Source organism: Halorubrum gandharaense, assembly GCF_054654575.1.
Window position 1 is genome coordinate 1427487 of sequence record NZ_BAAIET010000001.1, and the last position, 24373, is coordinate 1451859.

The window sequence follows — 24373 nt, forward strand, 5'->3', positions numbered from 1 at the left end:
CCAACCACCTCACCAACCAATATGGCCACCTCAACGGGGACCGGGTCGAGCGAAAGCACGCTGTCACGGATCGGCGGTGCCCTTCCGTTCACCAGACGTGACTGGGCGCTGCTGCTCGTGCTTCCGGGCATCGTGCTGTTTTCGGCGTTCATGCTCTACCCGATCTTCTACCTGTTTTACATCTCGCTGACCGACGCGACCTTCGCCGGCTCGGTGATCGGCGGCGGCGCAGAGCTAATCGGCCTCGACAACTACGCCCAACTCCTCACGGACTCACAGTTCTGGACCTCGATGTCGATCACCTGGGCGTTCGTCGCCGTCTCGCTGGTGATCAAGGTGTTCGTCGCCGTCGGCATCGCCCTGCTGTTGAACCATGCCCGCGTCGCCGGCAAGCGCTACATGCGCGCGGCGGCGATCGTCCCGCTCGGCTTCCCGGCCATCTTCACCATCACGGTGTGGCGTGGGATGTTCAGCGATGCCCGGTTCGGCGTGTTCAACGTGATGCTCGACTACTACAACACCGCGGTAGTCGGCCTGTTCGGTGCAGTTGACGCCGTCGTGTTCTTCGCGGCGATCACGGCACCGACCGCCCTGCTGGTCGAGCTCCCGGTCGGCTTTCTCAGCGGCCGCTGGTCGGCCTTCTTCGCGTACGTCACCACCGAGGTGTGGCTGGCGTACCCGTTCATGGTGATCATCATCGTGAGCGCGCTCCAGGACGTCCCGCGAGAGCTGCACGAGGCGGCCATGGTGGACGGCGCCGGCTACCTACAGCGGTTCTACACGGTGACGCTCCCCTCGATCAAACGACCCGTACTGTTCGCGTCGATCCTCACGGGAGCAACGTCGTTCCAACAGTTCCTGATCCCGTGGGTGTTCAACCAGGGTGGCCCCTCGCGCCAAAACGAGCTGATCATCGTGTACGGCTACCGTGAAGCGATCAGCTTCAACGAGTTCGGGCTGTCGGCGGCGATCCTGATCGTGGCGATCGCCTTCATCGGCCTGTTCATGTATGTGGCCGTCAAATACGGCCGCCTCGCGGAGGGGGTGGACGGATGAGGGATGCGATCCGCGACGCGGTACGGCTGCTCGTCGCCAAGCTCGTTCACTTCGCGATGACGCCCAAGCGGTTCGTCCTGATGGTCCAGCGGGCGGTCCACGACGTTCGTACCGGCGAGCGCACCGCGTTCGACGTGTTCAAGAGCGTCCTCATGACGGCGTTCGGCGTCGCGATGCTGCTCGTGTTGCTGTTCCCGCTGTACTGGATCACGGCGGCGTCGTTCGCCGAAGGAACGCGGCTGTTCAACACGCAGGGGATCTTCCCCGACCCGGCGACGTACAACCTCGACGCCTACCGCTGGGTGATCTTCGAGTCCGACTTCTTCTTCGAGGACGGCGACTGGGGCTATCCCCAGCTCGTCATCGGCGGTGGGAGCGGACTGATCCCCCTCGGCGTCAACTGGATCGGCACCGAAACCGGCCCGGGTGCGCTGTTCAACAGCCTCTATCTCGTCTCCGTGACGATCGTCGCCGGCTTCGCGATGATCGTCCCCGGAGCGTACGCGTTCTCTCGCCGGAGCTTCATCGCTCGCAAGCGGATCCTCTACGGCTACGTGCTGTTCACCCAGATCGGCGCCGGGCTGTCGATCGCGACGCTCGTCGCGCTCTACTCGCTTTTCAGCACGTACGGCCTGACGAACAACCTGTTCGTCCTCGGACTGTTCTACGCTGCCGGCGCGATCCCCTTCAACACCTGGCTGTTGAAGACGTACATGGACAACATCCCCGTCTCCTACGAGGAGGCGGCGATGGTCGACGGCGCGAGCTTCCTGCAGACGATCCGGGAGATCATCATCCCGCTGACGAAGCCCGGGCTGGCCGTCATCCTCATCTTCGTCTGGCTCGCGGGCTGGAACGAGTTCATCATCGCCCAGACGCTGCTCAGTCCCGAGAACTACCCGCTCTCCGTCGAGCTGTACAATCTCGCGACCGAGGGCCGGTTCCAGACTCCCTGGACGCGGTTCGCGGCGTTCGCGAACCTCTTTGCGCTGCCGGTTGCGATCGTCTACTTCCTCGCCCAGCGGTCCGTCGAGAGTGGGCTCTCGTTCGGCGGCATGGAAGGGTAGCTCTCTTCCGTTCTTCTCTTCTCCCCCGTCGTTTGGTTGTCGACGGCGCACACGTATCACCGGGGCACGGGCTTCGTCGTGGCGTACGAGATGAAGAAGAGTCGGGAGACCGCTCTGTGAGGCCGTTCAGTCGTCGTTCGCGACGACGCGCTCGTCGTCGAGTAGTTCCTCCTCCGCGAGCAACGCGACCGTGTCGAGCCGGATCGCGTGGGGCCACCCGAGCGGCGTCGCGCTGTCGGGCGTGCCGTCGTCGAAGAACTGCTCGGGGAGATAGCTCGTCGGCTCACACAGCGACCCGCCGGGCGAGACTTCCGCGAGCAGCTCGCGGGCGCGCTCGGCCAGCCGTTCGGCGCGCGGATCGTCGTGGTCGGCGAGGAGGACGGCGAGTTCCGCGCAGGCGTTGGCCCCCCACGCGGTCGACACCGTCCACACCTTCTCGGACGCCTGCCCGTTCGTCCGCCAGCCGTCGCCCTCGTAGCGGACGAGTCCGGAGATGGCGTCCGTCTCGTGGGAGAGCTCGTCGACGACGGTCTCGACGTGGCTCACCAGCCGGCCGAGCCGGTCGGCGTCGACGCCGCCGTCGATCGCCTCGTCATAGGAGCGATGTGCGCTCGCGAGCGCCAGCGTCGCGGAGTCGTAGCGGTCGTCGGTTTCGCCGTCGAGCGTCTCGCGTAGCGCGTAACACTCCCGCTCGGGCACCCAGAGGTCGTCGAGCGCGTCGTACACCTCGCGGGCGCGCTCGGCGGCGTGGGCGGCAGGGTCCGCGACATCGTCGAGGGCGTCGGAGTCTACGTTCGCACTTTCGGCGGCCGCGTCCAGCCCGTCGCCGTGGAGCGCGAGCTCGCTGTACGCCTCCAGAAACGTCGCGGTCGTGTGCGTGAACCGGCCGGTCATGTCCTCCCAGGCGTTCTGACAGGGGACGGGGCGGCCGTCCTCCGCGAGCGTCTCGTCGAGGCCGGCGAGCGCCCGCACGAGGGTGGCGTCGAGGTCGTCCACGTCGACGCCGGCGGCCCGTGCCTGCGCGAGATAGGCGATCACGCTGCCGGTCTGGTCGGCCTGATAGTCCACGTCCGGCCCGTCCTCGATCCGGGCGTTGGCCCAGCCGGGGGCAATGGAGCCGTCGCGGGGCCACACGCGGTGGGGCCACGAGCCGTCCGGTCGCTGCGTGGCGACGTACATCGCCGCGGAGCGGGCGTGCCAGTCGTCGAGCCCGAGCCCGAGCCGGTCGTCGGCGCCGAGCAGGAACGTCGAGATCTCGGCGTCGTCGCGGAACCAGGTGTAGCCGTAGCCGCCCGAGTGACGGTAGTAGGGGTCAAAATCGGGACCGGCGATGCGCAATCCCGTCTCCGCCGAGAGCAGCGAGAGCACGCGGAGATCAGCCGCGAGCGTCTCGGGCTCGGGCACGTCGCTCGGAAGCGTCGGCAGCGACTCCGCGCTCGCCGCCACCATCGCGTCTGGCGAGTTGAGCGTCTCGAACAGCTCCGCCAGGTGCTCACGGGCGGCCTCGCGGTCCGTCTCCGTCCGGTCGGTCAGCAGGGTTCCGACCGTCGTCTCGCCGTCGACGAACGGGGCGTCGATGACGACCTCGCCGGAGAGCCGCTCCTCCTCGTAGCGGTCGCCGTCGCGGCTCCGGGGGCGCTCGACCGGCGTCGCGTCCAGCAGTTCGGGGAACGTCGTGGGAAGGTGGCCCCGCAGCGCCGCGAAGCCGGTCGCGCTCGCGAGGAAGTCGTGTTCGTCCGCGTGGTACACCTCGACGGCGTCCTCGTAGCGGAGCTGGCCGACTCGGTCGTCCCGGCCGTCGGGCGCGAACGCGGCGTAGACGACGAGTGCACAGTCGTCGGCGTCGATGCCCGACGTCGGCTCGATGCTCGCGTGCGTCAGGTGGGCGTCGCCGACGGTCAGGTCGTGACGAGTTACCGTCCCGACATCGGCCTCGTGGACCGTTCGCACGACGGTGGTCTCGTCCAGATACGTCTGCGTTGTCTCGACGGCGTCCAGCCACGTTACGTCGCCGTCGACTTCGAGGCCGATCCGTGAGTCGGCGAGTCCCGATTCGCCGGTGAGCGGGTAGCCGAAGTCCCGAAGTTGGCCGCCCGCATCGACGTGTACCAGCCGTCCGTCCGCCCCCGTAAACCGCCCGGAGACGGTGCGGCGCTCGCCAGGGAAGCGCGCGCCGTCGTCGGCGTGGCGCTTGTAGTCGTCCAGTGCGTCGCGCAGTTGCATTAGCGTCGAAAAGACGCTCACACGCTATCAATCTTTGGTGTAATTCTCCTTCACTATTTCACCAAAGCACAACGCTCAAACCATCCGCGCCGGACTCCGGACGTATGCACGAACCCGGCCCGCCACGAACGACTACCGTCGGCGACTCGGTCGAACTGGTACCCCGATCGCCGGATCCTGCGGGGACCTACGAGTGGACGCTGACGACGACGCCCGCCAACAGCGACGCTGCGGAGGGAACGACACCCGCCGCGCGCGACGGCGACGGCGTGCTCCTCGCGGGCGAAACCTCCCGAGGAGACACTCCGGTGGTCCACCTCCACCCGGACGCGCCGGGCGAGTACGTCCTCGAACTCGACGCGCCCGACGGAACACACCGTCAGCGCGTGCGCGTCTTCCCCGACGAACGCGTGTCGACGACGGTTCGAGTGCCGGCCGCCGACCTTCCGCTTCCCCCCGAGGAGGTCGAGGACGTCTCCGTGATGGCGGCATTTAACGACCGACTGCTCGCACGCGACCGCCCCGAAAAGCGTGGCGACGAGTGGGTGTGGGAGACCCGACTCCAGCCGGGACGCCACCGGTTCAGCTTCGTCGCCAACGACGACCTGATCGAGAACCCGCATCAGGCGGTCCACGAGGTCGAGGGACCGGGTCGGCCGCACTGCTCGGTCGACACGCACGTGGAGGCGGACGCGGTTCACCTGTCAGCAACCGTCGGGCTCCCGCCGAACTCCAGTCTCGCAGCCACTGACGCGGACCCTGCCGACGCCACCGACGACGCCGACGCGACGTTCCTCGTCGACGACCGCGACGCCGACCCGGAGACGGTCGCGGACTTGGAGGCGCGCGCCGCGGACGGCGAGCTGGTCGTCCCACAGTTGTCGGTTCCGGAGGACGACGGGCTCCGCGTTCATGTCGTTCCTCACGCCGAGCGGCTCGGGGCTGCCGAGACGGTCCGGATCGAGCGGGATGCGGGCGCCGCAAGCTCGTCCGCCGACGACGACGCCGCCGACCTCACCGCAGACCTCATCGCGTCCGACCCGCACGCCACCCCCGAGTGGGCCGAGTCCCCGACGATATACGAGGTGTACGTCCGCTCGTTCGCCGGCGACACGCTCCCGACCACGTTCACGGAGATCGAGCGGCGCGTGCCCTACATCGAGAGTCTCGGCGTCGACGTGTTGTGGCTCACGCCAGTGCTCGCGTCGCCAACCGAACACGGCTACCACATCACCGACTTCTTCGACACCGCCGACGACCTCGGCACACGCGCGGAGTTCGAGTCGCTGGTCGACGCCTGCCATGACGCGGGAATTCGCGTCGTCTTCGACCTCGTCATCAACCACTCCTCGCGGGACCACCCGTACTTCCAGATGCACTCGGCGGGGGTCGACGCCTACCGCGACTACTACCGGCGTGCGCCGGGCGAGTTCGACGTGACCGACACCGACTGGGCCGAGCTGGCGCCCGGCGACATGCCGGAGTACTACTTCAACTGGCGGCGGATCCCCAACCTCAACTTCGACAGCCCGGAGGTCCGCTCGTGGCTGCTCGACATCGTCGACGAGTGGGCTGCCGTCGTGGACGGCTTCCGCTGTGACGTGGCGTGGGGCGTCCCGCACGGCTTTTGGAAGGCGGTCGCGGAGCGCACTCCCGACGACTTCCTGCTGCTTGACGAGACGATTCCCCACGACCCCTTCTACGGAGAAGGGGAGTTCGACCTCCACTACGATACCTCGCTGTTCCACGCGCTGGAGGCTATCGGCGCGGGCGAGGAGCCCGCCGATCACGTTTCCGACGCGCTCGACCGAGGCACCTGGCTCGGCTTCGAGCCCGGCGGCTTCGACCAGATGCGCTACGTGGAGAACCACGACGAGGACCGCTACTTCGCGGAGTACGGCGAGGCCGCCCAGCGCGCGGCCGGCGCCGTGACGTTCACGCTCCCGGGGGCGCCGATGATCTACGCCGGTCAGGAGCGCGGCAACGAGACGTACCGCGGGCCGATCCGATGGCACGACGGCGACAACGCGCTCACTGACTTCTACCGGGACCTCGCCGCGCTTCGGGATGCCGAGCCCCTCCTTCGGGAGGGTTCGGTTTCGTTCGATGGCCCCGCCGCGGACGTGACGGTCGCCGCCGGCGACGCCGACCGCGTGGTCGCGTACACGCGGGAGACCACGGACGACGACGCCGGCGCGGCGGAGGCGGGGGACGCGGCGGACGACGCCGCCACCGACGCCCTCCTCGTCGTCGTCAACTTCGGCGAGGCGCCCGCCACGGTCGGTCTCCCGCCGGCGTTCGCCGGCGCGACGGACCGGTTTGCGGAGGCGACGCCACACGACGGTCGCCTAGGGGTCGAGACGGTCGCCGTCCTCCGTCGAAACTGACCCGAAACTCACCCGGAACTGACCCGCACACCTATTTAAGCACGGACGCGCACCGTACCGCCAATGGACGAACGGACGCTTACGGACCTCCTCCGCCGGTTCGGGCTCTCCGAGAAGGAGGTCGCCACCTATCTCACCATCCTCGAACACGGCGAGGCGAAAGCCAGCACGGTCGCAGAGGACGCCGGCGTCTCCAAACGCTACGTGTACAGCGTCAGCGAGTCGCTCGCCAAGCGCGGCTTCGTCGAGGTGAACGACCACGTCGTCCCAACCACGATCCGTGCGAACCCGCCCGAGGAGGTGGTCGAACAACTCCGCGGGGACGTGGAGTCGATCCGCCCCGGACTCACCGAGCGCTACTCACGCGCCGAGCGCCGCACCGAGCAGTTCGAGGTGGTCAAATCCCGCGTGACGGTTCTCAAGCGGATCCGGTCGCTGGTCGCGGATGCCGAGCACGAACTCGTCCTCTCGATTCCCGCCACACACCTTTCGGAGATCCGCGAGGCGCTCGCGGACGCCGTCGACCGTGGCGTGCTCGTCCTCCTCATCGTCTCGGACGACGACGCCGAGTCGGTTCCCGACGTGGAGGGCGTCGCGAGCGCTGCGCGCGCGTGGAGCGCGGGAATGCCCACCCTGCTCACCGTCGACTCCGCGGTCGGCGTCGTGGCCCCGCCCGAGATGATCCGCCGGGCCAACTCCGACCGGCAGGCGATCGTATTCGCCCAAGAACAGCTCGCGCCCGTCATCGTCGGCTCCTTTCTCGGCAACTACTGGCCGGCCGCCGACGAGGTTGCCACCATCGACCCCGAGCCGCTGCCCGCCGAGTACGCGAACTTCCGGAAGGCGGTGTTCCAGGCGACGCTCCACCTGCGGGCCGACGCCGAGCTCCGGGCGACCGTCGGAGGGCGGTTCACCGACGACGACGAGCCCGTCGAGCTCGACGGCGAGGTCGTCGACGTGAAACAGGGGATGGTCGAGCCCGCGAACAACGAGTTCCCGGTCCAACACTCGCTCGTCGTCGAGACCGAGGACGGAACCGTCACCGTCGGCGGCCCCGGCGCGTTCGTCGAGGACGTGGAAGCCGACCTCGTGCGGCTCGAATCCGCGTAGGACGGACCGCGGGCGCCGCATCGCGCCTCGTCTCCGTTTTTCGCACGCGTTACCCGGTGAGCAGCGGCCCCGTCACTCGCTGGATGAAGGTTGTCGAGAAAATCCGACGGAATTCAATATAGCGGTCTTTCGTTTACTCCGCCGCAAACGCCCGAACCGTCTCGAACTCGTCGTCGGCGATAGCGCCGGCGATCGCGGCGATATCGGCGTCTTTGGGCACTTCGTGGGGGTATTTGCGCCCGAAGTACCGCAGGAGGTTGCGAACGTCGCGTTCCAGGAACTCGCCGGCGTTCTCGTGGTCCGTCGGCACCGCCTGCGGCCAGTCGAAGATCGTGACCCCGCTTTCGGCGACCGCAACGTTGTGCTCGGACATGTCCGCGTGGACCCAGCCGAGCTCGTAGGTGGTCGCCAGCTCCCGAAGAATCAGGTCGAGGACGCCGATCGCCTGCTCCGGCTCCAGTTTCGCGCGCGAGAGCTCGACGCCGGGGAACTTGTCCATCACGATGGCGTGACGGTTGTGGTCGATCGGCCGAGGAACGCTCACCTCGGGGTAGAGCTCCTCCATCGCCTCGTACTCGCGCTCGGCGGCCTTCCGGGCGGTGTAGAGCCAGGAGACGTGGTCGCGGTCGGCGGTGTACTCCCGATCGCGGTTCACCTCGCGGAAGTTGGTGTACCCCTCGCGGTGGTACTTCAACGCGAGCGGCTTGAACGACTGTGCCTCGTACACGTCGCCCTCCTTGCCGAGTCCGAGCGGGGAGCCGATGCCGTCGACCGTCTCGCGCTCGGCGAACGTCCGGAGCGCGAGCGCGTCGTACCCCTCGAACGTGAGCTGGTAGCCCTCGTACTGGATCGTCTTCCGCTGGACGAGCTCGCGGTCGAGACACCGGTCGAGCCGGTAGTCGACCTCCTCCCGCGTGAGATCCGAATAGTCCGGGAGCTTGTCCCGGCGGACCCACTCCGAGAAGCGCATCCCCTGCTCGACGCCCGAGAGCAGATAGAAGTCCTCGGGTTCGAGCTCCGCCATGATCCCGGCGATGTTCTGTACCATAACCCCGTCTACTCCGTCGAATCCTAAAAGGACGGCGTGTCGCGGGGATAGCTCTGGTAAATCCCATAATGCGATATTAAATTCAGCCACGATGCCCGAGCTGCCGCTCAGCACCGCTCGGCAGTCGTCAAAAAACGATCCACAAAATCCCTCCGTGAGAGGCGCTTAAAACGCCGAACTCCGCCCGCCGCCGCAGCGCGCCTCGGTGTTCTCGGCGACGATGTAGACGCCGTCGGTGAGGTCGGGCGCGGCGAAGGGGTAGTCGCCGTGCATCCGCTCGGGGGTGGCGGGCGCGTCGGGGAGCCCGCCGGCGGGCGCGAACTCGCCGAGCGGGTCGTCGGGCGAACAGCCGTAGCGGTCGAAGAAGTCGGCGTAGCGCTCGTGGTACGCCTCGCGCTCGTCGGGCGGGAACTCCACGAGCTCGCCCCAGCCCTGATTCTGGAACGCCCAGGTGCCCTGAATGTGGGTGATCTCGCGGGCCTGCGCCTCCGGGAACCCCTCCTCCAGCGCGCGGAGGTACACGTCCATCGTCGCGTCGAACAGCGCGTTGAGGTGGTCGCGCCGCTTCTCGCCGTCGGTCTCGGCGTGCTCCACGAAGAAGTCGACGTGGAGCCCGACGAGCCACCGGCGCGTCAGGTCGGTGACCACCGGCAGGTCCCGCTGGAGCAGGAGCTGTGAGACGTAGTTGCGCCACGACTGGTGGAGTCGCATGAACGAGGATTCGCCGTGGAGGGCCTTGGATGCGGTGGCCGAGCCCCCTTTTCACCACGGAGCGCAACCGCTTTCGGGGATGTGGTCGTACCCGCGGCCATGACCGCGCCCGAGGGCAACTGGCGGCTGATCCGTGAGGAGGCCCGACCCGGCCCGCTGCAGATGGCGCTCGACGAGGTCGCCGCCGAGACCGCGGCCGCCGGCGGCCCCGCAACCGTCCGCACGTATCAGTGGGACCCGAGCTGTCTCACGCTCGGCAACCATCAGGACCCGGACACCGTCGACTGGGCGTTCTGTGCCGACGAGGGGATCGACGTCACCCGCCGGCAGACGGGCGGCGGCGGCATCTACCACGACCACCACGGTGACCTGGCCTACTCCATCGCAGTGCCGGCCGACGACGTGCCGGGGAAGCTGCTCGACTGCTACCACCTCCTCTGTGAGCCCGTCCTCGACGCCTTCGAGCGGCTGGGCGTCGACGCCGACTACGTCGCGGAGGCGATGCCGGAGCTCCACCACCCGGCCTGTTACCTCCGGGAGCTCCATCCCGCACACGACGTGGTCGCCGGTCCCAAGGGCGACCGCCGAAAGGTCGCCGGCAACGCACAGTATCGCAAGCGCGAGGCCGTCATCCAGCACGGCTCGATCACGTACTCCGTCGACGCCGAGCGCCATCTCGGCGTCTTTGCTGACCCGCCGGTGACGCCCGAGCAGTTCCGTGAGCGGGTCGTCGGCATCGACGAACTCGTCGACGCGGACCGCGCGACGGCGGTTGGAGCGCTGGAGGACGCGCTTGCGGAGTGGGCTGACGCCGTCGAGGGGTCGTGGACGGACGCCGAGTTGGAGCGCGCCCGCGAACTGGTCGCGGAGAAGTACCGCGACGACGAGTGGGTGCGGACGGTGCCGGGTCGCTGAAAACGACGACTTCGGGACGGAGATTCTAGCGGTTCAGAAGCCGAACGTGTCGGGATCTTCGACGTCGAGTCGGTCCCGAATCGCCTCGTGGATCTCAGCGACGGGTGGGTCCGAATGCGTCGGGTCGAGCCAGTGCTCGCCGATCCACTTGTACCGGACCGTCAAGTCCTCATCCAGCAGGAAACAGGAGCGCCGCGAACGTCGAAGGATGCCAAAAACCCGGTAGTCGACGCCGAACGCGCTGGCCAGCCGGAGGTCGGTGTCCGAGTACATCGGAAACGAGAGGTCGAGCTGGTCGATGAACCGGCGGTGCAGCCGGGGTCCGGATTTGCTTGCGCCGACCACCCTGACGTGGTCGCCGGAGGCGAACCAGTCGAAATCGCGGAACGCACACCACTCCTCGATGCACTTGGGGCTAAAATCCGCAGTGTAAAAACAGAGCAATACCGGCCCCTCGGCCGTCAGATCGGACAGTGACGTCTCGGCGGACTCACCATCCGGGTGGATGAGCGTCTCGGAGACGTCGGGAGCGCGCTCACCGACCGCGAGACCGGGGTCGTTGGTCATTGCGTAGAGCCACGCAAGGAGGACACAAAAAGACCACGAGAGACCGGCCGCCGCTTCCGAAGCGGCTTTTGGACCCCGCCTCGTGGGTGCGGTATGAGCCTGAGAGTCGGCGCGCACGTCTCCATCGCCGGGGGCGTCGACAACGCCGTACAGAACCAGATCGACGTGGGCGGCAACTGCGGCCAGATCTTCACGCACTCCCCGCAGGTGTGGCAGGATCCCAACATTGGCGATGAGGAGGCCGAGAAGTTCCGCGTCGGCACCGAGAAGAACCTGAAGGGGCCGTGGGTGATCCACACCTCCTACCTGGTCAACCTCTGTACGCCCAAAGACGACCTCCGCGAGAAGTCGCTCGACTCGATGCAGAAGGAGGTCGACGCCGCCGACACGCTCGACATCCCGTACGTGAACGTCCATCTCGGCGCCCACACCGGCGCCGGCGTCGAGGGCGGCCTCGACAACGCGGCGTCCGTCATCGACGACATCGACGTGCCCGACGGCGTCACCATTCTCATCGAGTCGGACGCCGGCTCCGGGACGAAGCTCGGCGGCGACTTCGAGCACCTCGCCGGGATCATCGACCGGACCGAGACCGACATCGACGTCTGCATCGACACCGCCCACGCGTTCGCAGCGGGCTACGACCTCTCGACATCGGTCGGCGTCAACGAGACCGTCAAGGAGTTCGACGACGTGGTCGGACTGGAGCATCTGCAGTACATCCACCTCAACGACTCCAAACACGAGTGCGGGACGAACAAGGACGAACACGCCCACATCGGCGAGGGGTATATCGGCGATGAGGGGATGGAGCGCATCATCAACCACCCCGATCTCGCGGACGTGCCGTTCGCACTGGAGACGCCCACCGAGGACGGACGGAGCTTCGAGTGGAACATCCAGCGCGTGCGCGAACTGCGTCACGACTGAGAACGGCGTCAGCCGCGGACCGGGGCCGTTTCCCACCGTTTCGGCAGCGCTCTCATGAGGCGCCTGACGAGCGTTACCGGGCTCGCGCGTGTGGGAGCCGTCTGGCCACCTCCGAAGCGCTGCCGGTCGGTCGGGTGCGCAGCCGCGCTCGGCGTCCCGTTCGGTTCGGTCCTGCTTGCGGACCCGCTTTGGGTCGGGTCCGACCCGGACACGTAGCGTCATCCTCCTCGCCCGATCCGGACGCTTAATTTTCCGCCCACACAATCGGGTGGCGTGCGACGTTTCTCCGCCGAGTATCTCGAACGCACGCGGGAGGGGATGTGGGCCGACGGGCGCGAGGCGCTCGCCGACCTCGATCTCCCGAACCGCCGGCGAGTGCTGGATGTCGGGTGTGGAACCGGCGAGCTGACCGCCGTGCTCGCGGCGGAGGCGCCCGCCGACGCGACGGTGGTCGGCACGGACGCCGACCCGGACCTGCTCACGGTCGCACGGAAGGCCACGGAGTGCCCCGTCGTCGGCGGCGACGCGACCCGGCTGCCGTTTCCGGACGACGCCGTCGATCTGGTGGTCTGTCAGGCGCTGCTGATCAACCTGCCCGACCCCGCGGCGGCCGTCCGGGAGTTCGCGCGGGTGTCGAGCGAGCGCGTGGCCGCCATTGAGCCGAACAACGCCGAGGTGACCGTCGACTCGACCGTCGAGGCGGAGCCGCGGCTCGAACGCGAGGCACGCGCCGCGTATCTGGAGGGCGTCGAGACCGACGTTGCGCTCGGCGACCGTGTCGAGGCCTGTTTCGAGGACGCCGGGCTCACCGACCGGACCACCCGGCGGTACGTCCACGAGAAGCGGACGGAACCGTCGTACGCCGAGCACGAGCTGGAAGCGGCCGCGCGGAAGGCCTCCGGCGCGGGGCTCGCCGACCACGATGCGGAGCTTCGCCGCGTTCTCTCGGACGACGCGTACGACGACCTCCGCCGGCGCTGGCGGGCGATGGGCCGCGACGTGGTCGCCGGGATGCAGGCCGGCGACTACGAGCGCGTCGAGCACGTCCCCTTCGACGTGACCGTGGGACGCGTCGACGACTGAAACGGGACCGGTCGCAAACGCACATTTTTGAAGATGCGGTCGGCGCGCGCGAGAAACGCGCGCGAGGGAGTCGTCGCCTGCGGCGACGACGAGGCTGGGGAGGCGTGAGGCTGTGGTGCTGAGCGGTGCGGGGCGGGACCCAAAGGGGCAGCCGTTCCCGCCGGAGGCGGGAAACAGCGAGACGGTCCGCCGGACCGTCTCGCCCGTGGTCCGGGACGACGGCCGATGCAAGCACGTTTCGGGGCGTCGGGCTGTGCGGAGAGACGCCCCGAAACGCGCGCAGCGAGGCCCTCGACCGGAGCCTGCTGGGGCTTTGGCGGTCGTGTTCTTTGCGCCCACCACGACAACCACCTAAAAGAGCCCACACAAAACGTCGGCGCCCTTCCTCACGGATCCCTCAGATGAGGTCGCCGCGGACGGACGCGCCTTCCTGCTCGCTGCGCTGGGCCTTCAGCGTCGCGGCGGCCTCGCTGGCGACATCGTCGTCGGCGCCGAGCATGCCGAGGGCGCGCTCCAAGGTCGGCATCGCGAGGCTGGCTGCGCGCAGGCGCTCGAACGCCTCGGGGTCGCGCTCGCCGTCGACCCACAGACAGACGCCGCGCGGGTCGAGGATCTCGCCGTAGGCGTCGCGGGCGAGCGCGCCCTTCAGCCGTTGGGTGACGTTGTCCTCGAAGGAGGCGTTACAGACTTCGAGGTGAATCGGGGCCTCGGTGGGGGTGGTGCCGGCGCCCTGGCTCTCGTCGGGGTCACCGGACCCGCCCCCCGCCGTCCCGTCCACGAGCTCGGCGGCGAGACACTGCTCGGGCGCCGCGTAGCCGTTGTCACTCGCGCGCACGCGGTCGGGGTTCGCCTCGGCCCACTCCCGGCGGACCGTCTTCCCGACGCCTTTCACGCCGTACTCGGCCTCGAACTCGCGGGCGAACTCGGCGTCGCCGCGCATCAACACGTCCTTCGTCACGTACACGTCCAGCCGCTCGACCGGGTCGAGACCGAGGGCGACGTCGCCGAACGCCCACACCTCGCGGACGGGCACCGGCATCGGCTCGGACTCCACGCGGTCGACGATTGCCTCCAGCCGGTCGACGGCGGCGTCACGCTCCATTACTGGGTGGTAGGTGTGGCGCGTTGAAACGAATTGCGCTTATACGTGAACGAAGACCCTGACGTTCGTGGCGGCTTATAAGTGGCTCGTGGAGTGAGCGCGACGGCGACCACCTCCAAAGTCCCAGCCGGCTCCTTATAAGCGAGTTGAGAGGTTTATGTGGGGAGCACGCCGGCAACCACCTCCAAAGCCCCAGGCGGCGACGACCACCGGAAGACGTTCCTGCTCGCTTCGCTCGCGGGCTGCGTCTTCCGAGGTCCCGCTCACAGAGCTCGCGGGACTCGCGCGGCTTGCTGCGCGCTCAAAAGGCCTCTCCGCACCACCCGGCCTTTTGAGTGCTTGCTACGCCGGGCTTCGTCCTCGCCGCCTGCCCCTTTGAGTCCCGCCCCGCACCGCACCCGCACCCGCACCTCACGCCTCCCCAGCCTCGGCAGACGGCCGCCGGCGGGAAACCGCGCCGCCGGCGACCGCTGCCTCCCTCGCGCGCGGTTCGCGGCCTGCCGGCCGCTCACCGGCGCGCCACCGCAACCGCTCCTGGTCCCTTTTAAGCGCTCAAAAGCCTCAAAATCCCGGAGTCGACCTACTCGTCCCGCCGGACGTACAGCGTCTTCTCGCAGACGGCGTGGACGACGCCCTCCTCGTCGACGAGGTGGACGCGAAACGCGCGGTCGGCGGACTCGCCGGGGTCGAGCGTCTCACGGAGCCCGTCGAGCAGCTCGTCGTCAACGGTGAACTCCGCGTACAGCGTGTCGCGCCCGGGCTTCAGGAACTCGACCGCGGCCGCCTTGTCCCAGACGGTGAAGTCGTCTCCAAGGTGCCGGTCGAGCAGCGTCATGTAGATCGGGTCGACGGCGCCGTAGAGGCTCCCGCCGAAGATCGCGCCCATCAGGTTGCGCGTCCGCCAGTTGTACGGGACCCGGACGCGGACGTACCGCCAGTCCCCGCCGATGTGGTCGACGCGCGCACCCGTTCCGCGGTAGGCGGGAAAGAGGTTGTAGGCGTGGCGCCACAGTCGCGTCCGCCAGCTCTCCGCCGGCGGGTCCGCACGGAGGGGCTGCGGGTCGGGGTTTCGGTTGAGCCCCGTCGGAGTCGAAAAGTCGCTCACAGGTGACGGGGTCGCGCCCGCCGCATACGCCTGTCGGAACGGGGGACAACGCGCCGGCGGTTGTGCGGATGAGGGTGGTAACCGTCAGCGGTCGCCCCTTATGAGGGGCTGCTCACGGCTTCGCCGCTCGCATCATCGGGACCCCCTTTCAGTCGGTCCCGCAACCCGTATCCCCCCACACCAACAACCCCCCACCAATGGAGTGTGACAAGTGCGGGGCGGACGCGGTCCACCACGCCGCCTACTCGGGTGCCCACCGCTGTGGCACCCACCTTCGCCGCTCGGTCGAAAAGCGCGTGAAGCGACGGGTGCGCGAGGACGGCCTGCTCGACCCCGACGCGACGCCCGACGACCCCGACCGCTGGGTGATCGGGCTCTCGGGCGGGAAAGACAGCGTCGTGCTCACCCACATCCTCGACGACGTGTTCGGACAGGACCCCCGCGTCGAGATGCTCGCGTTGACGATCCACGAGGGGATCGAGGGCTACCGCGACGAGAGTCTCGACGCCTGTGAGGAGCTCGCCGCCGACCTCTCGATGCGCCACGAGGTCGTCGGCTACGAGGAGGAGTTCGGCGTCCGGATGGACGACGTCGCCGAGTCCGACCCCGAGAACATGGCGCCGTGCGCCTACTGCGGCGTGTTCCGCCGGGACGTCCTGGAGCGCTACGCCGAGGAGTTCGGCGCCGACAAGCTGCTGACGGGTCACAACCTCGACGACGAGGCCCAGACGGCGATGATGAACTTCCTCGACGGCGACGTGCGGCAGGTCGCCAAACACTTCGACGCCTCGCTCGGCCCGTTCGACGAGCGCGCGTCGACCGACGAGTTCGTCCCACGGGCGAAGCCGCTCCGCGATGTTCCTGAAAAGGAGATCGCCCTCTACTGTCACGTCGCTGACCTCCCGGTCCACATGGCGGAGTGTCCCCACGCCGCGGAGGCGTACCGCGGCGAGATCCAGTCGCTGATCCACGACTTAGAGGAGAACCACCCCGGCGCCCGCCACTCGATCATGGCCGGCTACGAGGAGCTGTCGGCGCTCGCCGCCGACGCCTATCGGGGCGACGTTGACGACGACGAGGATTCGGGGAGTGAGGACGGCCCCGCGCTCCGCGACTGCGAGCGCTGCGGCTCGACGACCAGCCGCGACATCTGCCGGAAATGCCGGCTGCTGGAGTCGATCGAGGCCGCCGAGGGGTGAGGCAGTTCCTCACTCCCGGCTCAGTTCAGACCTTATAAGTGCCGAGCCACCCGACAGGGGACCATGAGCACCATCGGGTTCATCGGCGGCAGCGGCATTTACGAGGCGCTGCCCCTGAACGACGTGCGCGAGGTCGAGTACGACACCCCCTACGGGAAGCCGAGCGACGCCGTCACGATCGGCGAGTTCGCCGACACCGGCCGGGAGGTCGCGTTCCTCCCCCGGCACGGCAGCCACCACGGCGCCTCCCCCACGGACCTCCCGTACCGCGCGAACATGTACGCCCTGAAAAAGGCGGGCGTCACCCACATCTTCGCGTCGAACGCGGTCGGGAGCCTCAAGGAGGAGCTGGAGCCGGGCACGCTCGTCGTCCCCGACCAGATCTTCGACCGCACCAAGAACCGCGACCTCTCCTTCTACGGCGACGGCGTCGTCGTCCACCAGCCGTTCGCGGACCCGTACAGCCCCGAACTCGTCGACCACCTGACGGACGCCGCCGAGGCGACCGCGGACGACGACACGAAGGTCGCGAAGGGCGGCACCTACGTCTGCATCGAGGGGCCCCAGTACTCCACGCGCGCGGAGTCGGAGTTCTACAAGGCGCAGGGCTGGGACATCGTCGGGATGACGGCCATCCCCGAGGCGAAACTCGCGCGGGAGGCGGAGATCGCCTACGCCACCATCGCCGGCGTCACCGACTACGACGTCTGGAAGGCGGACAGCGAGGTAACTCTCGAGGAAGTACTCGAAAATGCCGAGCAGAACCAGGTCGCCATCAAGGCCGCCGTCGAGGAGGCCGTCCGCACGCTGCCCGACGAGCACGAGTGTGACGCACACACCTCCCTCGAAGGGACCGTCAACACGCCCGCCGAGGAGATCCCCGAGGCGACCCGCGAGCGCGTCGACCTGCTGCTCGGCAACTACCTGTAATCTGACGGGTGGGCAGTCCAGAAGGTCAGTCCGCGACCGCCTCGGTCTCCGCGGTCATCGCCGAGGGGTCCTTGACCCAGAGGTCGCCGAACAGGTCGTCCTGCTGGAGTCGCACGGAGCCCCGATGGGCCATGAACAGCAGCGCGAGGAACGTCATGAAGGGGCGACCGCCGGCGGTCTCCACCTCGCTGAACAGCACCTCGGTGCGACCCTTCTCGAAGTGGGTTCGGAGGACGGCCTCGATGTCGTCGATGACCTCCTCGATGTCCTCGTCGTGGGTGCGCTCGGTGGCCTCGCCGGCGGTTGGCTCGCCGTCACGACGGAACTCGTCGCCGGCGTGATAGTCGAGCGTCTGGGTGCCGCGGTCGAAGCCGCCCGGCGAATTCGACGTGTCGTACTCGCGGGAGTTCTTCCACCAGGAGCCGCGTTCGGCCTCGCGGAGCTCGCGGACGAGCTCGTCGAGCGTCTCCGGTGACCCCCGCGTGCTCTTCCGGTCGAGCCGGCGGTCCATCTCCGCTTCGAGGGTGTCGATCGGGTCGAACTCCGGGTCCGCGGGATCGTCGGCGCCGCCCTCCATCGCGAGCTGCCACGGCTCCGCTTCCGGCTCGTCGTCTCCGTCGTCCTCGGCGAGCATCCCGTCGCTTTTCATCCGGAGCAGGACGCTGGCGTAAAACAGCGCCCGCCCAGTCGTCCGGAGGTCGGTCGCGTCGAGCTTTTCGAGGAAGGCGTCCGTCACCTGGACGATGTCGATGTCCCATGGCTCGATCTCGCCCTCCTCGGCGAGCTGCACCAGCAGCTCGACCGGCTCGACCTCGTCGTCGTCCGTCTCGTCCGGGTGTGACACGTCGAGGTCGGTCGGCGGCGACGGCGTGGAATCGTCGTCAGGGACGCCGTCCGCGGCGTCCGCAGCAGACTCGTCACTTTCGTCCGCCTCGTCCGCGAACGGGTTCGCACCGTCGCGCTCGCTCGTCAGGTCGAGGTCGGGAACGCCGCCGTCGGGGGCGGGATCGGGAGTGGAATTGGAATTAGAATCCTCAGTCATCTGCGGGCACCTCCTCTTCGTCGTCGCCAAACTGCATCCCGGTCACGGCCGAGACGTTGTCGCCCTGCATCGTGACGCCGATGGCGCGGTCGGCTCGCTCTAACAGCGCGGAGCGGTGGCCGACGACGATGAACTGCGCCTCCGAGGAGAGCTCCTCGATCATGTCGCCGACGCGCTCGGAGTTGACGGCGTCGAGGAACGCGTCGATCTCGTCGAGCGCGTAGAACGGCGCCGGGTTGTGCCGCTGGATCGCGAAGATAAACGAGAGCGCGGTGAGCGACTTCTCGCCGCCGCTCATCGCGCCCAGCCGCTGGACCGGCTTGTCCGCGGGCTGGGCCTTCATCGTCAGCCCCTCCTCGAAGGGGTCTTCCGGGTTCTCCAAGAGGAGTTCGCCGGAGCCCGCCGAGAGCCGGGAGAAGATCTCCTGGAAGTGCTCGTTGATCGACTCGAACGTGTCCATGAACGTCTCCTTTTTGGCGGCTTCGTAGCTCTCGATCCGCTCCGCGATGCCGTCGCGCTCCTCGACGAGCACGTCCCGGCGCTCCTGGAGCTGGTCGAGCTCGCCTTGGACCTCGTCGTACTCGTCGATCGCGAGCATGTTGACCGGTTCGAGCGCCTCCATCTCGGCTTCCAGCTCCTCGATGCGCGACTCCACCTCGTCGAGCTCGGGAATCTCGTCGGCGTCGTACGCCCCGACCTGCGACTCCAGCTCGTCGATCTCCCACTCCAGCCTGTCGCGACGGTCGGTGAGGTCCTCCAGCGTCGACTCGGCGTCGCGCACGTCGGCCTGCTGTTCGTCTCGCTCGCGGGTGGCTTCGCGGATCTCCTCGCGGAGGTCCTCGCGGTCCGCCTTGAGTTCCTCAAGTTCCTCCTCGAGCTCCGCGATGGACTCGCGTTTCGCCTCGAGCGTTGCCTCCTTCTCGACGATCTCCTCCTCGTGCTCCGTGATCGCCTCCTCCGCCTCGGCCTTCCGGTTCTGGGCCGTCTCGACCGTGTCGTGGAGGTCGTCGACTGCGTCCTCGGCGTACCCCTTCTCCAGCTCCAGCTCGTTGAGCTTGCCGTCGAGCGACCCCATGCGGTCTTCGAGGTCACCGATTTCGCCGCGGATCTCGTCGGCGCGCTCGGAGAGCTCCGGGATCTTCGAGTCGGCCAACTCCGCCTCGATCGACTCGACGTCGGTCTCAAGTTCGTCGATCTCCGCCTCGAGCTCCGCGATGTCGTCGTCGAGCTCGGACATCCGCTGGTCGACCGTCTCGCGCTCCTCGCGGAGCTCCTCGAGTTCCGCTTCGAGGTCCTCGATCTCGTCCTTCTTGTCGTCGAGGTCGGACTCCGCGCGCTCCACGTCGGACTCCAGCGACCGAACGCGGTCGGCGGCGTCGGACTTCCGCTCGCGGGCGTCGTCGATGTCCGCCTCCAGCTCGTCGATCTCGGCTTCCAGCGACTGGCGCTCGTCCTCCAACCCGGAGATCTCGGTCGCAAGTCGTTCGAGCTTGCCGCCGCCGGATTTGGTGAACGCGTATCGCGAGCCGCCGCCGGAGCCGCCGGTCATCGCCCCGGACTTCTCGACGAGGTCGCCGTCGAGCGTCACCATCCGGTAGTCGCCCATCAGGTCGCGGGCGGTCTGCATGTCCTCGACGACCAGCGTCGACCCGAACACGTACGAGAAGATCGACTCGTACTGGCCGTCGTAGTCGACGAGGTTGCGCGCGAAGTCGACGACGCCCGGCATCGACGGTTTGCGCGGGAGGCTGCGGTCGTCCATCTTCGTGATGGGGAGGAACGTCGCGCGCCCCGCGTTGCGCTGTTTGAGGTAGTCGATACACGTCGACCCCACGCCGTCGTCGTCGACGACGACGTTCGCGAGCCGGCCGCCGGCCGCCGTCTCACACGCCTCGGCGTACTCGGCCTCGACGGAGCCCAGCTCACCGACGGCGCCGTGGACGCCGTCGATGGTGCCGTTCTTCACCTCGGTGACCGCACGCGGCCAGGAGGTGTCCCCGCGCTGGTCGGCGGCCGCCTCCAGTTTGGCGTACTCGTTCTGCTTCTCGCGGAGGTCGTCGTCGAGCGCGTCGAGCTCCTCGCTTTTCTCGGCCTTCTCCGCGAAGAGGTCGGCGACGACCTCCTCTATCGTCTCCTCGTTTGTGCGAGCTTTGTCCAGCTCGCTGTGCAGCTCGGAGATGCGGGCTTTCAGCTCCGGCACGTCCTCATGAGCCGTCTCCAGGTCCTCGCGTGCCTCCTCGACGGCGTTCGAGCGCCGGCGCGCCTCGTCGAGGAGTCGGTCCTTCTCGCGTTGGAGCTCGTTTTTCTCCTCACGGAGCGACTCCAGCTGCTCCTTTTTGTCCGCGAGCTCCGTTTTCAGCTCGTCGAACTCCGTGTCGGCACCCTCGATCTCCGCCTGCACGTCGGCGAGCTCGCCGCGCTTGGTGGCGATCTCCGATTTGACCGACGCCTTCTCCACTTTCAGCTCCTTGATCTCCGATTCGAGCTCCTCGATCGTCTCCTGTTTGCGGTCGATCTGGACGAAGGCGTTTCGCCGCTCGGTCTCCGCCTCCTGGGCGCGCTCCTCGGCGGTCTCGATCCGGCCTTCGAGCCGCGAGATCTCGCCTTTGATCTCCTCGATCTCCCGGCGGATCTCGATCTGCTCGTCCTCGCCTTTGGTCTCGATCTCGTGGTTGAGGTCCGCCAGATCCTCCTCCAGCCGGGTGAGCTTCCCCTGGCGGGCGTCGAGCTCCTCGCGGAGCTCCTCGAGTTCCGCCTCGGCGTCGTCGACCTGCTCGGTCACGTCGGACAGCGTCTCACGCTTCTCCTCCAGCTCGGAGGCCTTGAGGAAGCCGCGGTACTCCTCCAGCTCCTCGCGGTACTCCTGGTACTGGAGGGCGGTTTCGCGCTCGTCGGAGAGCTGTTCGAGCCGTTCGGTCTTCTCGTCGATCCGGAGGTCGGCCTCGTCGATCCGCTCTTCGACCGTCTCAAGCTCCTCGTAGGCCGCCTCCTTCTTCTCGTCGAACTCGGCGACGCCGGCGATCTCGTCGATGATCCCCCGGCGCTGGTAGGCGGTCATGTTGATGATCTCGGTCACGTCGCCCTGCATGACGACGTTGTATCCCTCGGGCGTGACGCCCGCCTGTGCGAGCAGGTCCTGAATGTCCGAGAGGTTCACCGAGCGCCCGTTGAGATAGTAGTAGGAGTAGTAGTTGTCCTCGGTCTCCTTGACGCGGCGCTTGATCGTGATCTCGTCCACGTCACCGACGTTCTCGGAGCCCGCCGCCGAGACGACCTGTGAGCGTTCGAGGGTTCGGTCCTCGTTCGAGAGGACGACCTCGACGGACGCCTCCTTGGTGGCGGCGCTCGTCGTCTTGTCCTCGGCGTGGCCGGGGTTGTAGATGAGGTCGGTCAGCTTCTCCGCCCGGATCCCGCGGGTGCGCGCCAGCCCCAGCGCGAAGAGGACGCCGTCGATGATGTTCGACTTGCCGGAGCCGTTCGGCCCGGTAACAACCGTGAAGTCCTCATAAAAGGGGATCCTCGTCGTCCGTCCGAAGCTCTTGAAATCGTCGAGAACGACTTCCGTGATGTGCATGATGTGCTCGCGGGTGGGGTCGCGAGCCTACGCGACGATGATGTCGCTGTCTCCCGACTCCCCGTCTTCGCTCTCCTCTCCTTCCTCCGCCTTTTTAGCGGCTTCGGCGTCGGGCGTCGACGCCTCCTGTTCGGGAACGAGCACGTCGTCGCCCGTGTCCGCGGCGTCGCCGCCGGCGCCAGCGTCGTCCCCGGCGGTCGCGGTCGCCTCGTCGGACGCCGTCTCGACCGGTCCGGGGGCCGGCTGGGCGCCCGTCTCGACGCCGACCTCCTCGGCGTCCTCCACCTGGCGGACGCGCTCTTTCATCTCGACTAACTCCTCGGTCAGCCCGTTGACCGCTGCCTGCAGCTCGGCGACCTGCCGTTCAAGATCCTCGACGCGATTTCCCATGCGTGTGTATGCCCGTGCGGAGCGTATAAAGGTGTGTCAGACGTGCGTGTGACTCCATGACATGAACGGGGGACTCACCGGAAGAATCGCCAAGGGGATGGCCAGGGGAACGGGACAGGGGGACGGTGGGGCGTTCAGAACGTGACGGTGACCGCGTCCGCATCGCGGTCGAGATCGACGCTCATCGCGCTCGCCAGCGCCGGCGCGGCGCCGAGATCGGAGGCGACTGCGGCGCCGGAGACGGTGAACGACTCCTCGTCACCGCGCACCTCCACCGTTCCGTCGAGGGGCGCCGTGGCGGCGAACAGGGAGGCTACCAGCGCACGGAGGCGGTCGGGGTCGGCCTCGACGACTCCCATGGGACCCGTCTCCAGCTCCTCCGCGCCCGTCTCGACGGTTCCCCACGCGGCCGTGCAGACGTCGGGGAGGGAGACGCGCTCGGACGACGGCTCGCCGGCGATGGCGTCAAGCGCGGTCGCGAAGCGCTCGCGGTCGCGTGCCAGCTCGGCCTCGCGGTCGACGCGGTCGGTGATCTCGCGGGCAACCGCCGTGATCACTGGCTCGCCGGCGTGCTCGTGTTCGACCAGCGTGACGGACACCGGCACCTCGTGGCCGTCCGCGTGGCGCGCGTACACCTCCAGCCCGGTCGTGCCAACGGGAGACTGCCCGGTCTCCAGATACTCGGCCGCCAGCTCGCGTGCGGCGGCGGTGAATCGCTCGGGGACGAGTCGAGTGACCGACTCGCCGACGATGGCCGCGGGCGCGTACCCGAGGACGCGCTCGACCGCAGGGTTGGCTGCCGTAACGGTTCCGTCGAGCCCGACGGTGACGGTCGCGTCAGGGCTCGCCCGGAGGAACCCCCCTGCGGGCAGCGACTCGAGCCCGCCGGCGGCCGCCCCGTCCAGCTCGGATTCGATGCTCATGCGGAAACGGCTACCCATCACACGATAAAAATTATTGTGGCCGACAGGGCGGCGACGGCGAGTCCGGCCGAAACGACACACGGGGTCGGCGTCGGACGCGTCGGACACCGTGTGATCGGACGGGGAATGCTCGGCGCTCGACTCCGGCGCTGCTCGTCCGTGCTCGCCGGCGACTCGACGGGACGCCCCCTCGACTGCTGGCGATCCCTCGACCCGTCGGTCGCCAGTCCGCCCTCCGTCAGTCGCTCGTCAGACACGGAGGAAAATACTTGTAGTTGCCCCAGATAGGAGGGAGCATGAGCAAGATCACGTTCCGGGCCGACGACGATCTCGTCGAGCGCCTGGAGGCGTGTGACGCCTCGAAAAGCGAGGTGATGCGCGAAGCGCTCCGCGCGCACCTTGACGACGAGGTGGACGAACCCGACGGGGAGTCGTCCGCGTCGGACGGAACGGTCGACGCCGCCCTGGTCGAGCGCGTCGACGAGCTGATCGCCGACCGACTCGACGTCGCGCTCGAGGAGCGTGGCGTGACGACTGAGCAGAGCGGCCCCGCCGCGCACAACCTCCCGCACAATCCCGCGTATACGCCGGCGAACACCGGAGATATCACCGTAAACGTCACACTCGACGGGGTCGAGGCGAGCGACGACGACGCCGAAGTGACGCGTGAGACGGAGGAGAGCCACGAGGCGAAAACGCGTAAGACGCCCGCGGATCCCGGCGTGCAAACGTCGGATCAGTCGTGCAGCGGATGTGGTGAAAACGTGCCCGAGGAACACGTTTACTGCCCGAACTGTGGTGACAAGCAGTCCCACCGAGCGTTCTGTGAGTGCGGCGACGAGGTCCGAACCGACTGGGCGTTCTGTCCCGGTTGCGGCCGGCGGACGCCCGCAGCGGACGTTCTCTGACGGCGTAAACGCCGGAATCGAGGGGTTTGGTGCACGTATGCGCCACTCTCCACCCCCGTCTTACAACCGCCGTTATCTTTATATACTTTGCATCGGTTGTCAC

20 protein-coding genes are annotated in these 24373 nt (G+C 68.0%); 10 read left to right on the forward strand and 10 right to left on the reverse strand.

Going from position 1 to position 24373, the window contains the following annotated elements:
* Positions 1-21 precede the first annotated feature (21 nt).
* Together ACYQ07_RS06840 and ACYQ07_RS06845 are read left to right on the forward strand one after the other, a co-directional pair.
* Entirely contained in the window at positions 22-1056 is a 1035-nt protein-coding gene (locus tag ACYQ07_RS06840; protein ID WP_459879118.1) for a carbohydrate ABC transporter permease, read from the forward strand.
* A complete protein-coding gene (locus ACYQ07_RS06845; RefSeq protein WP_459879120.1) occupies positions 1053-2123 on the forward strand; it encodes a sugar ABC transporter permease in 1071 nt (356 codons plus the stop codon). The genes ACYQ07_RS06840 and ACYQ07_RS06845 overlap by 4 nt, the downstream gene beginning before the upstream one ends.
* Positions 2124-2249: 126 nt before the next feature.
* Here ACYQ07_RS06845 and ACYQ07_RS06850 read toward each other — a convergent pair whose 3' ends face one another.
* Positions 2250-4346: a DUF7997 domain-containing protein gene (locus tag ACYQ07_RS06850; protein WP_459879122.1), complete on the reverse strand. Its 2097-nt coding sequence runs from the start codon at positions 4344-4346 to the stop codon at positions 2250-2252.
* A gap of 104 nt (positions 4347-4450) precedes the next feature.
* Here ACYQ07_RS06850 and ACYQ07_RS06855 point away from each other — a divergent pair, with 104 nt between their 5' ends.
* Both ACYQ07_RS06855 and ACYQ07_RS06860 read left to right on the forward strand, forming a co-directional pair.
* Positions 4451-6733: an alpha-amylase family glycosyl hydrolase gene (locus ACYQ07_RS06855; RefSeq protein ID WP_459879124.1), complete on the forward strand. Its 2283-nt coding sequence runs from the start codon at positions 4451-4453 to the stop codon at positions 6731-6733.
* 63 nt (positions 6734-6796) lie between these two features.
* Positions 6797-7843, forward strand: a complete 1047-nt coding sequence (locus ACYQ07_RS06860) for a TrmB family transcriptional regulator (RefSeq protein ID WP_459879126.1) — start codon at positions 6797-6799, stop codon at positions 7841-7843.
* A 133-nt stretch (positions 7844-7976) separates the two neighbouring features.
* Here the strand turns inward: ACYQ07_RS06860 and ACYQ07_RS06865 are convergent, their stop codons facing one another.
* A complete protein-coding gene (locus ACYQ07_RS06865) occupies positions 7977-8891 on the reverse strand; it encodes a serine/threonine-protein kinase RIO2 (protein WP_459879128.1) in 915 nt (304 codons plus the stop codon).
* Between the two features lie 165 nt (positions 8892-9056).
* Positions 9057-9602, reverse strand: a complete 546-nt coding sequence (locus tag ACYQ07_RS06870) for a DUF6149 family protein (RefSeq protein ID WP_459879130.1) — start codon at positions 9600-9602, stop codon at positions 9057-9059.
* Positions 9603-9701: 99 nt separating this feature from the next.
* On the opposite strand from ACYQ07_RS06870, the gene ACYQ07_RS06875 reads away from it, so the two are divergent.
* Positions 9702-10517: a lipoate--protein ligase family protein gene (locus ACYQ07_RS06875; protein ID WP_459879132.1), complete on the forward strand. Its 816-nt coding sequence runs from the start codon at positions 9702-9704 to the stop codon at positions 10515-10517.
* A gap of 33 nt (positions 10518-10550) precedes the next feature.
* Here the strand turns inward: ACYQ07_RS06875 and ACYQ07_RS06880 are convergent, their stop codons facing one another.
* Positions 10551-11084: a redoxin domain-containing protein gene (locus ACYQ07_RS06880; RefSeq protein ID WP_459879134.1), complete on the reverse strand. Its 534-nt coding sequence runs from the start codon at positions 11082-11084 to the stop codon at positions 10551-10553.
* 99 nt (positions 11085-11183) lie between these two features.
* On the opposite strand from ACYQ07_RS06880, the gene ACYQ07_RS06885 reads away from it, so the two are divergent.
* A complete protein-coding gene (locus ACYQ07_RS06885; protein ID WP_459880262.1) occupies positions 11184-12014 on the forward strand; it encodes a deoxyribonuclease IV in 831 nt (276 codons plus the stop codon).
* 273 nt (positions 12015-12287) lie between these two features.
* Positions 12288-13097, forward strand: coding sequence for a class I SAM-dependent methyltransferase (locus ACYQ07_RS06890; protein ID WP_459879136.1), 810 nt, complete (start codon positions 12288-12290; stop codon positions 13095-13097).
* Positions 13098-13494: 397 nt separating this feature from the next.
* Here the strand turns inward: ACYQ07_RS06890 and ACYQ07_RS06895 are convergent, their stop codons facing one another.
* Entirely contained in the window at positions 13495-14199 is a 705-nt protein-coding gene (locus tag ACYQ07_RS06895; protein ID WP_459879138.1) for a DUF7095 family protein, read from the reverse strand.
* A gap of 580 nt (positions 14200-14779) precedes the next feature.
* Entirely contained in the window at positions 14780-15304 is a 525-nt protein-coding gene (locus tag ACYQ07_RS06900) for a DUF4442 domain-containing protein (protein WP_459879140.1), read from the reverse strand.
* A gap of 197 nt (positions 15305-15501) precedes the next feature.
* Here ACYQ07_RS06900 and ncsA point away from each other — a divergent pair, with 197 nt between their 5' ends.
* Positions 15502-16503: a tRNA 2-thiolation protein NcsA gene (gene ncsA / locus ACYQ07_RS06905; protein ID WP_459879142.1), complete on the forward strand. Its 1002-nt coding sequence runs from the start codon at positions 15502-15504 to the stop codon at positions 16501-16503.
* A gap of 63 nt (positions 16504-16566) precedes the next feature.
* On the forward strand, positions 16567-17433 hold the full coding sequence (gene mtnP, locus ACYQ07_RS06910) for an S-methyl-5'-thioadenosine phosphorylase (RefSeq protein WP_459879144.1): 867 nt from the start codon (positions 16567-16569) through the stop codon (positions 17431-17433).
* A gap of 25 nt (positions 17434-17458) precedes the next feature.
* Here the strand turns inward: mtnP and ACYQ07_RS06915 are convergent, their stop codons facing one another.
* From ACYQ07_RS06915 to ACYQ07_RS06930, 4 genes are all read right to left on the reverse strand, one after another.
* The gene (locus ACYQ07_RS06915) at positions 17459-18475 is read right to left on the reverse strand and encodes a segregation/condensation protein A (protein WP_459879146.1); all 1017 of its coding nucleotides are present in this window, start codon (positions 18473-18475) and stop codon (positions 17459-17461) included.
* On the reverse strand, positions 18468-22049 hold the full coding sequence (smc, locus tag ACYQ07_RS06920; RefSeq protein WP_459879148.1) for a chromosome segregation protein SMC: 3582 nt from the start codon (positions 22047-22049) through the stop codon (positions 18468-18470). The genes ACYQ07_RS06915 and smc overlap by 8 nt, the downstream gene beginning before the upstream one ends.
* 27 nt (positions 22050-22076) lie before the next feature.
* Positions 22077-22439: a DUF7518 family protein gene (locus ACYQ07_RS06925; protein ID WP_459879150.1), complete on the reverse strand. Its 363-nt coding sequence runs from the start codon at positions 22437-22439 to the stop codon at positions 22077-22079.
* A gap of 134 nt (positions 22440-22573) precedes the next feature.
* Positions 22574-23362: a PAS domain S-box protein gene (locus ACYQ07_RS06930; RefSeq protein ID WP_459879152.1), complete on the reverse strand. Its 789-nt coding sequence runs from the start codon at positions 23360-23362 to the stop codon at positions 22574-22576.
* A gap of 296 nt (positions 23363-23658) precedes the next feature.
* On the opposite strand from ACYQ07_RS06930, the gene ACYQ07_RS06935 reads away from it, so the two are divergent.
* Positions 23659-24270 (forward strand): double zinc ribbon domain-containing protein, encoded by a 612-nt coding sequence (locus tag ACYQ07_RS06935; protein WP_459879154.1) that lies wholly within the window; start codon positions 23659-23661, stop codon positions 24268-24270.
* Positions 24271-24373 lie beyond the last annotated feature (103 nt).

Coding starts and splice junctions, on each gene's coding strand:
- ACYQ07_RS06870 (WP_459879130.1), bottom strand. CDS start 9,602: ATGCGACTCCACCAGTCGTGGCGCAACTACGTCTCACAGCTCCTGCTC.
- ACYQ07_RS06855 (WP_459879124.1), top strand. CDS start 4,451: ATGCACGAACCCGGCCCGCCACGAACGACTACCGTCGGCGACTCGGTC.
- ACYQ07_RS06840 (WP_459879118.1), top strand. CDS start 22: ATGGCCACCTCAACGGGGACCGGGTCGAGCGAAAGCACGCTGTCACGG.
- ACYQ07_RS06865 (WP_459879128.1), bottom strand. CDS start 8,891: ATGGTACAGAACATCGCCGGGATCATGGCGGAGCTCGAACCCGAGGAC.
- ACYQ07_RS06845 (WP_459879120.1), top strand. CDS start 1,053: ATGAGGGATGCGATCCGCGACGCGGTACGGCTGCTCGTCGCCAAGCTC.
- ACYQ07_RS06875 (WP_459879132.1), top strand. CDS start 9,702: ATGACCGCGCCCGAGGGCAACTGGCGGCTGATCCGTGAGGAGGCCCGA.
- ACYQ07_RS06925 (WP_459879150.1), bottom strand. CDS start 22,439: ATGGGAAATCGCGTCGAGGATCTTGAACGGCAGGTCGCCGAGCTGCAG.
- ACYQ07_RS06935 (WP_459879154.1), top strand. CDS start 23,659: ATGAGCAAGATCACGTTCCGGGCCGACGACGATCTCGTCGAGCGCCTG.
- ACYQ07_RS06895 (WP_459879138.1), bottom strand. CDS start 14,199: ATGGAGCGTGACGCCGCCGTCGACCGGCTGGAGGCAATCGTCGACCGC.
- mtnP (WP_459879144.1), top strand. CDS start 16,567: ATGAGCACCATCGGGTTCATCGGCGGCAGCGGCATTTACGAGGCGCTG.
- smc (WP_459879148.1), bottom strand. CDS start 22,049: ATGCACATCACGGAAGTCGTTCTCGACGATTTCAAGAGCTTCGGACGG.
- ACYQ07_RS06860 (WP_459879126.1), top strand. CDS start 6,797: ATGGACGAACGGACGCTTACGGACCTCCTCCGCCGGTTCGGGCTCTCC.
- ACYQ07_RS06880 (WP_459879134.1), bottom strand. CDS start 11,084: ATGACCAACGACCCCGGTCTCGCGGTCGGTGAGCGCGCTCCCGACGTC.
- ncsA (WP_459879142.1), top strand. CDS start 15,502: ATGGAGTGTGACAAGTGCGGGGCGGACGCGGTCCACCACGCCGCCTAC.
- ACYQ07_RS06850 (WP_459879122.1), bottom strand. CDS start 4,346: ATGCAACTGCGCGACGCACTGGACGACTACAAGCGCCACGCCGACGAC.
- ACYQ07_RS06915 (WP_459879146.1), bottom strand. CDS start 18,475: ATGACTGAGGATTCTAATTCCAATTCCACTCCCGATCCCGCCCCCGAC.
- ACYQ07_RS06930 (WP_459879152.1), bottom strand. CDS start 23,362: ATGAGCATCGAATCCGAGCTGGACGGGGCGGCCGCCGGCGGGCTCGAG.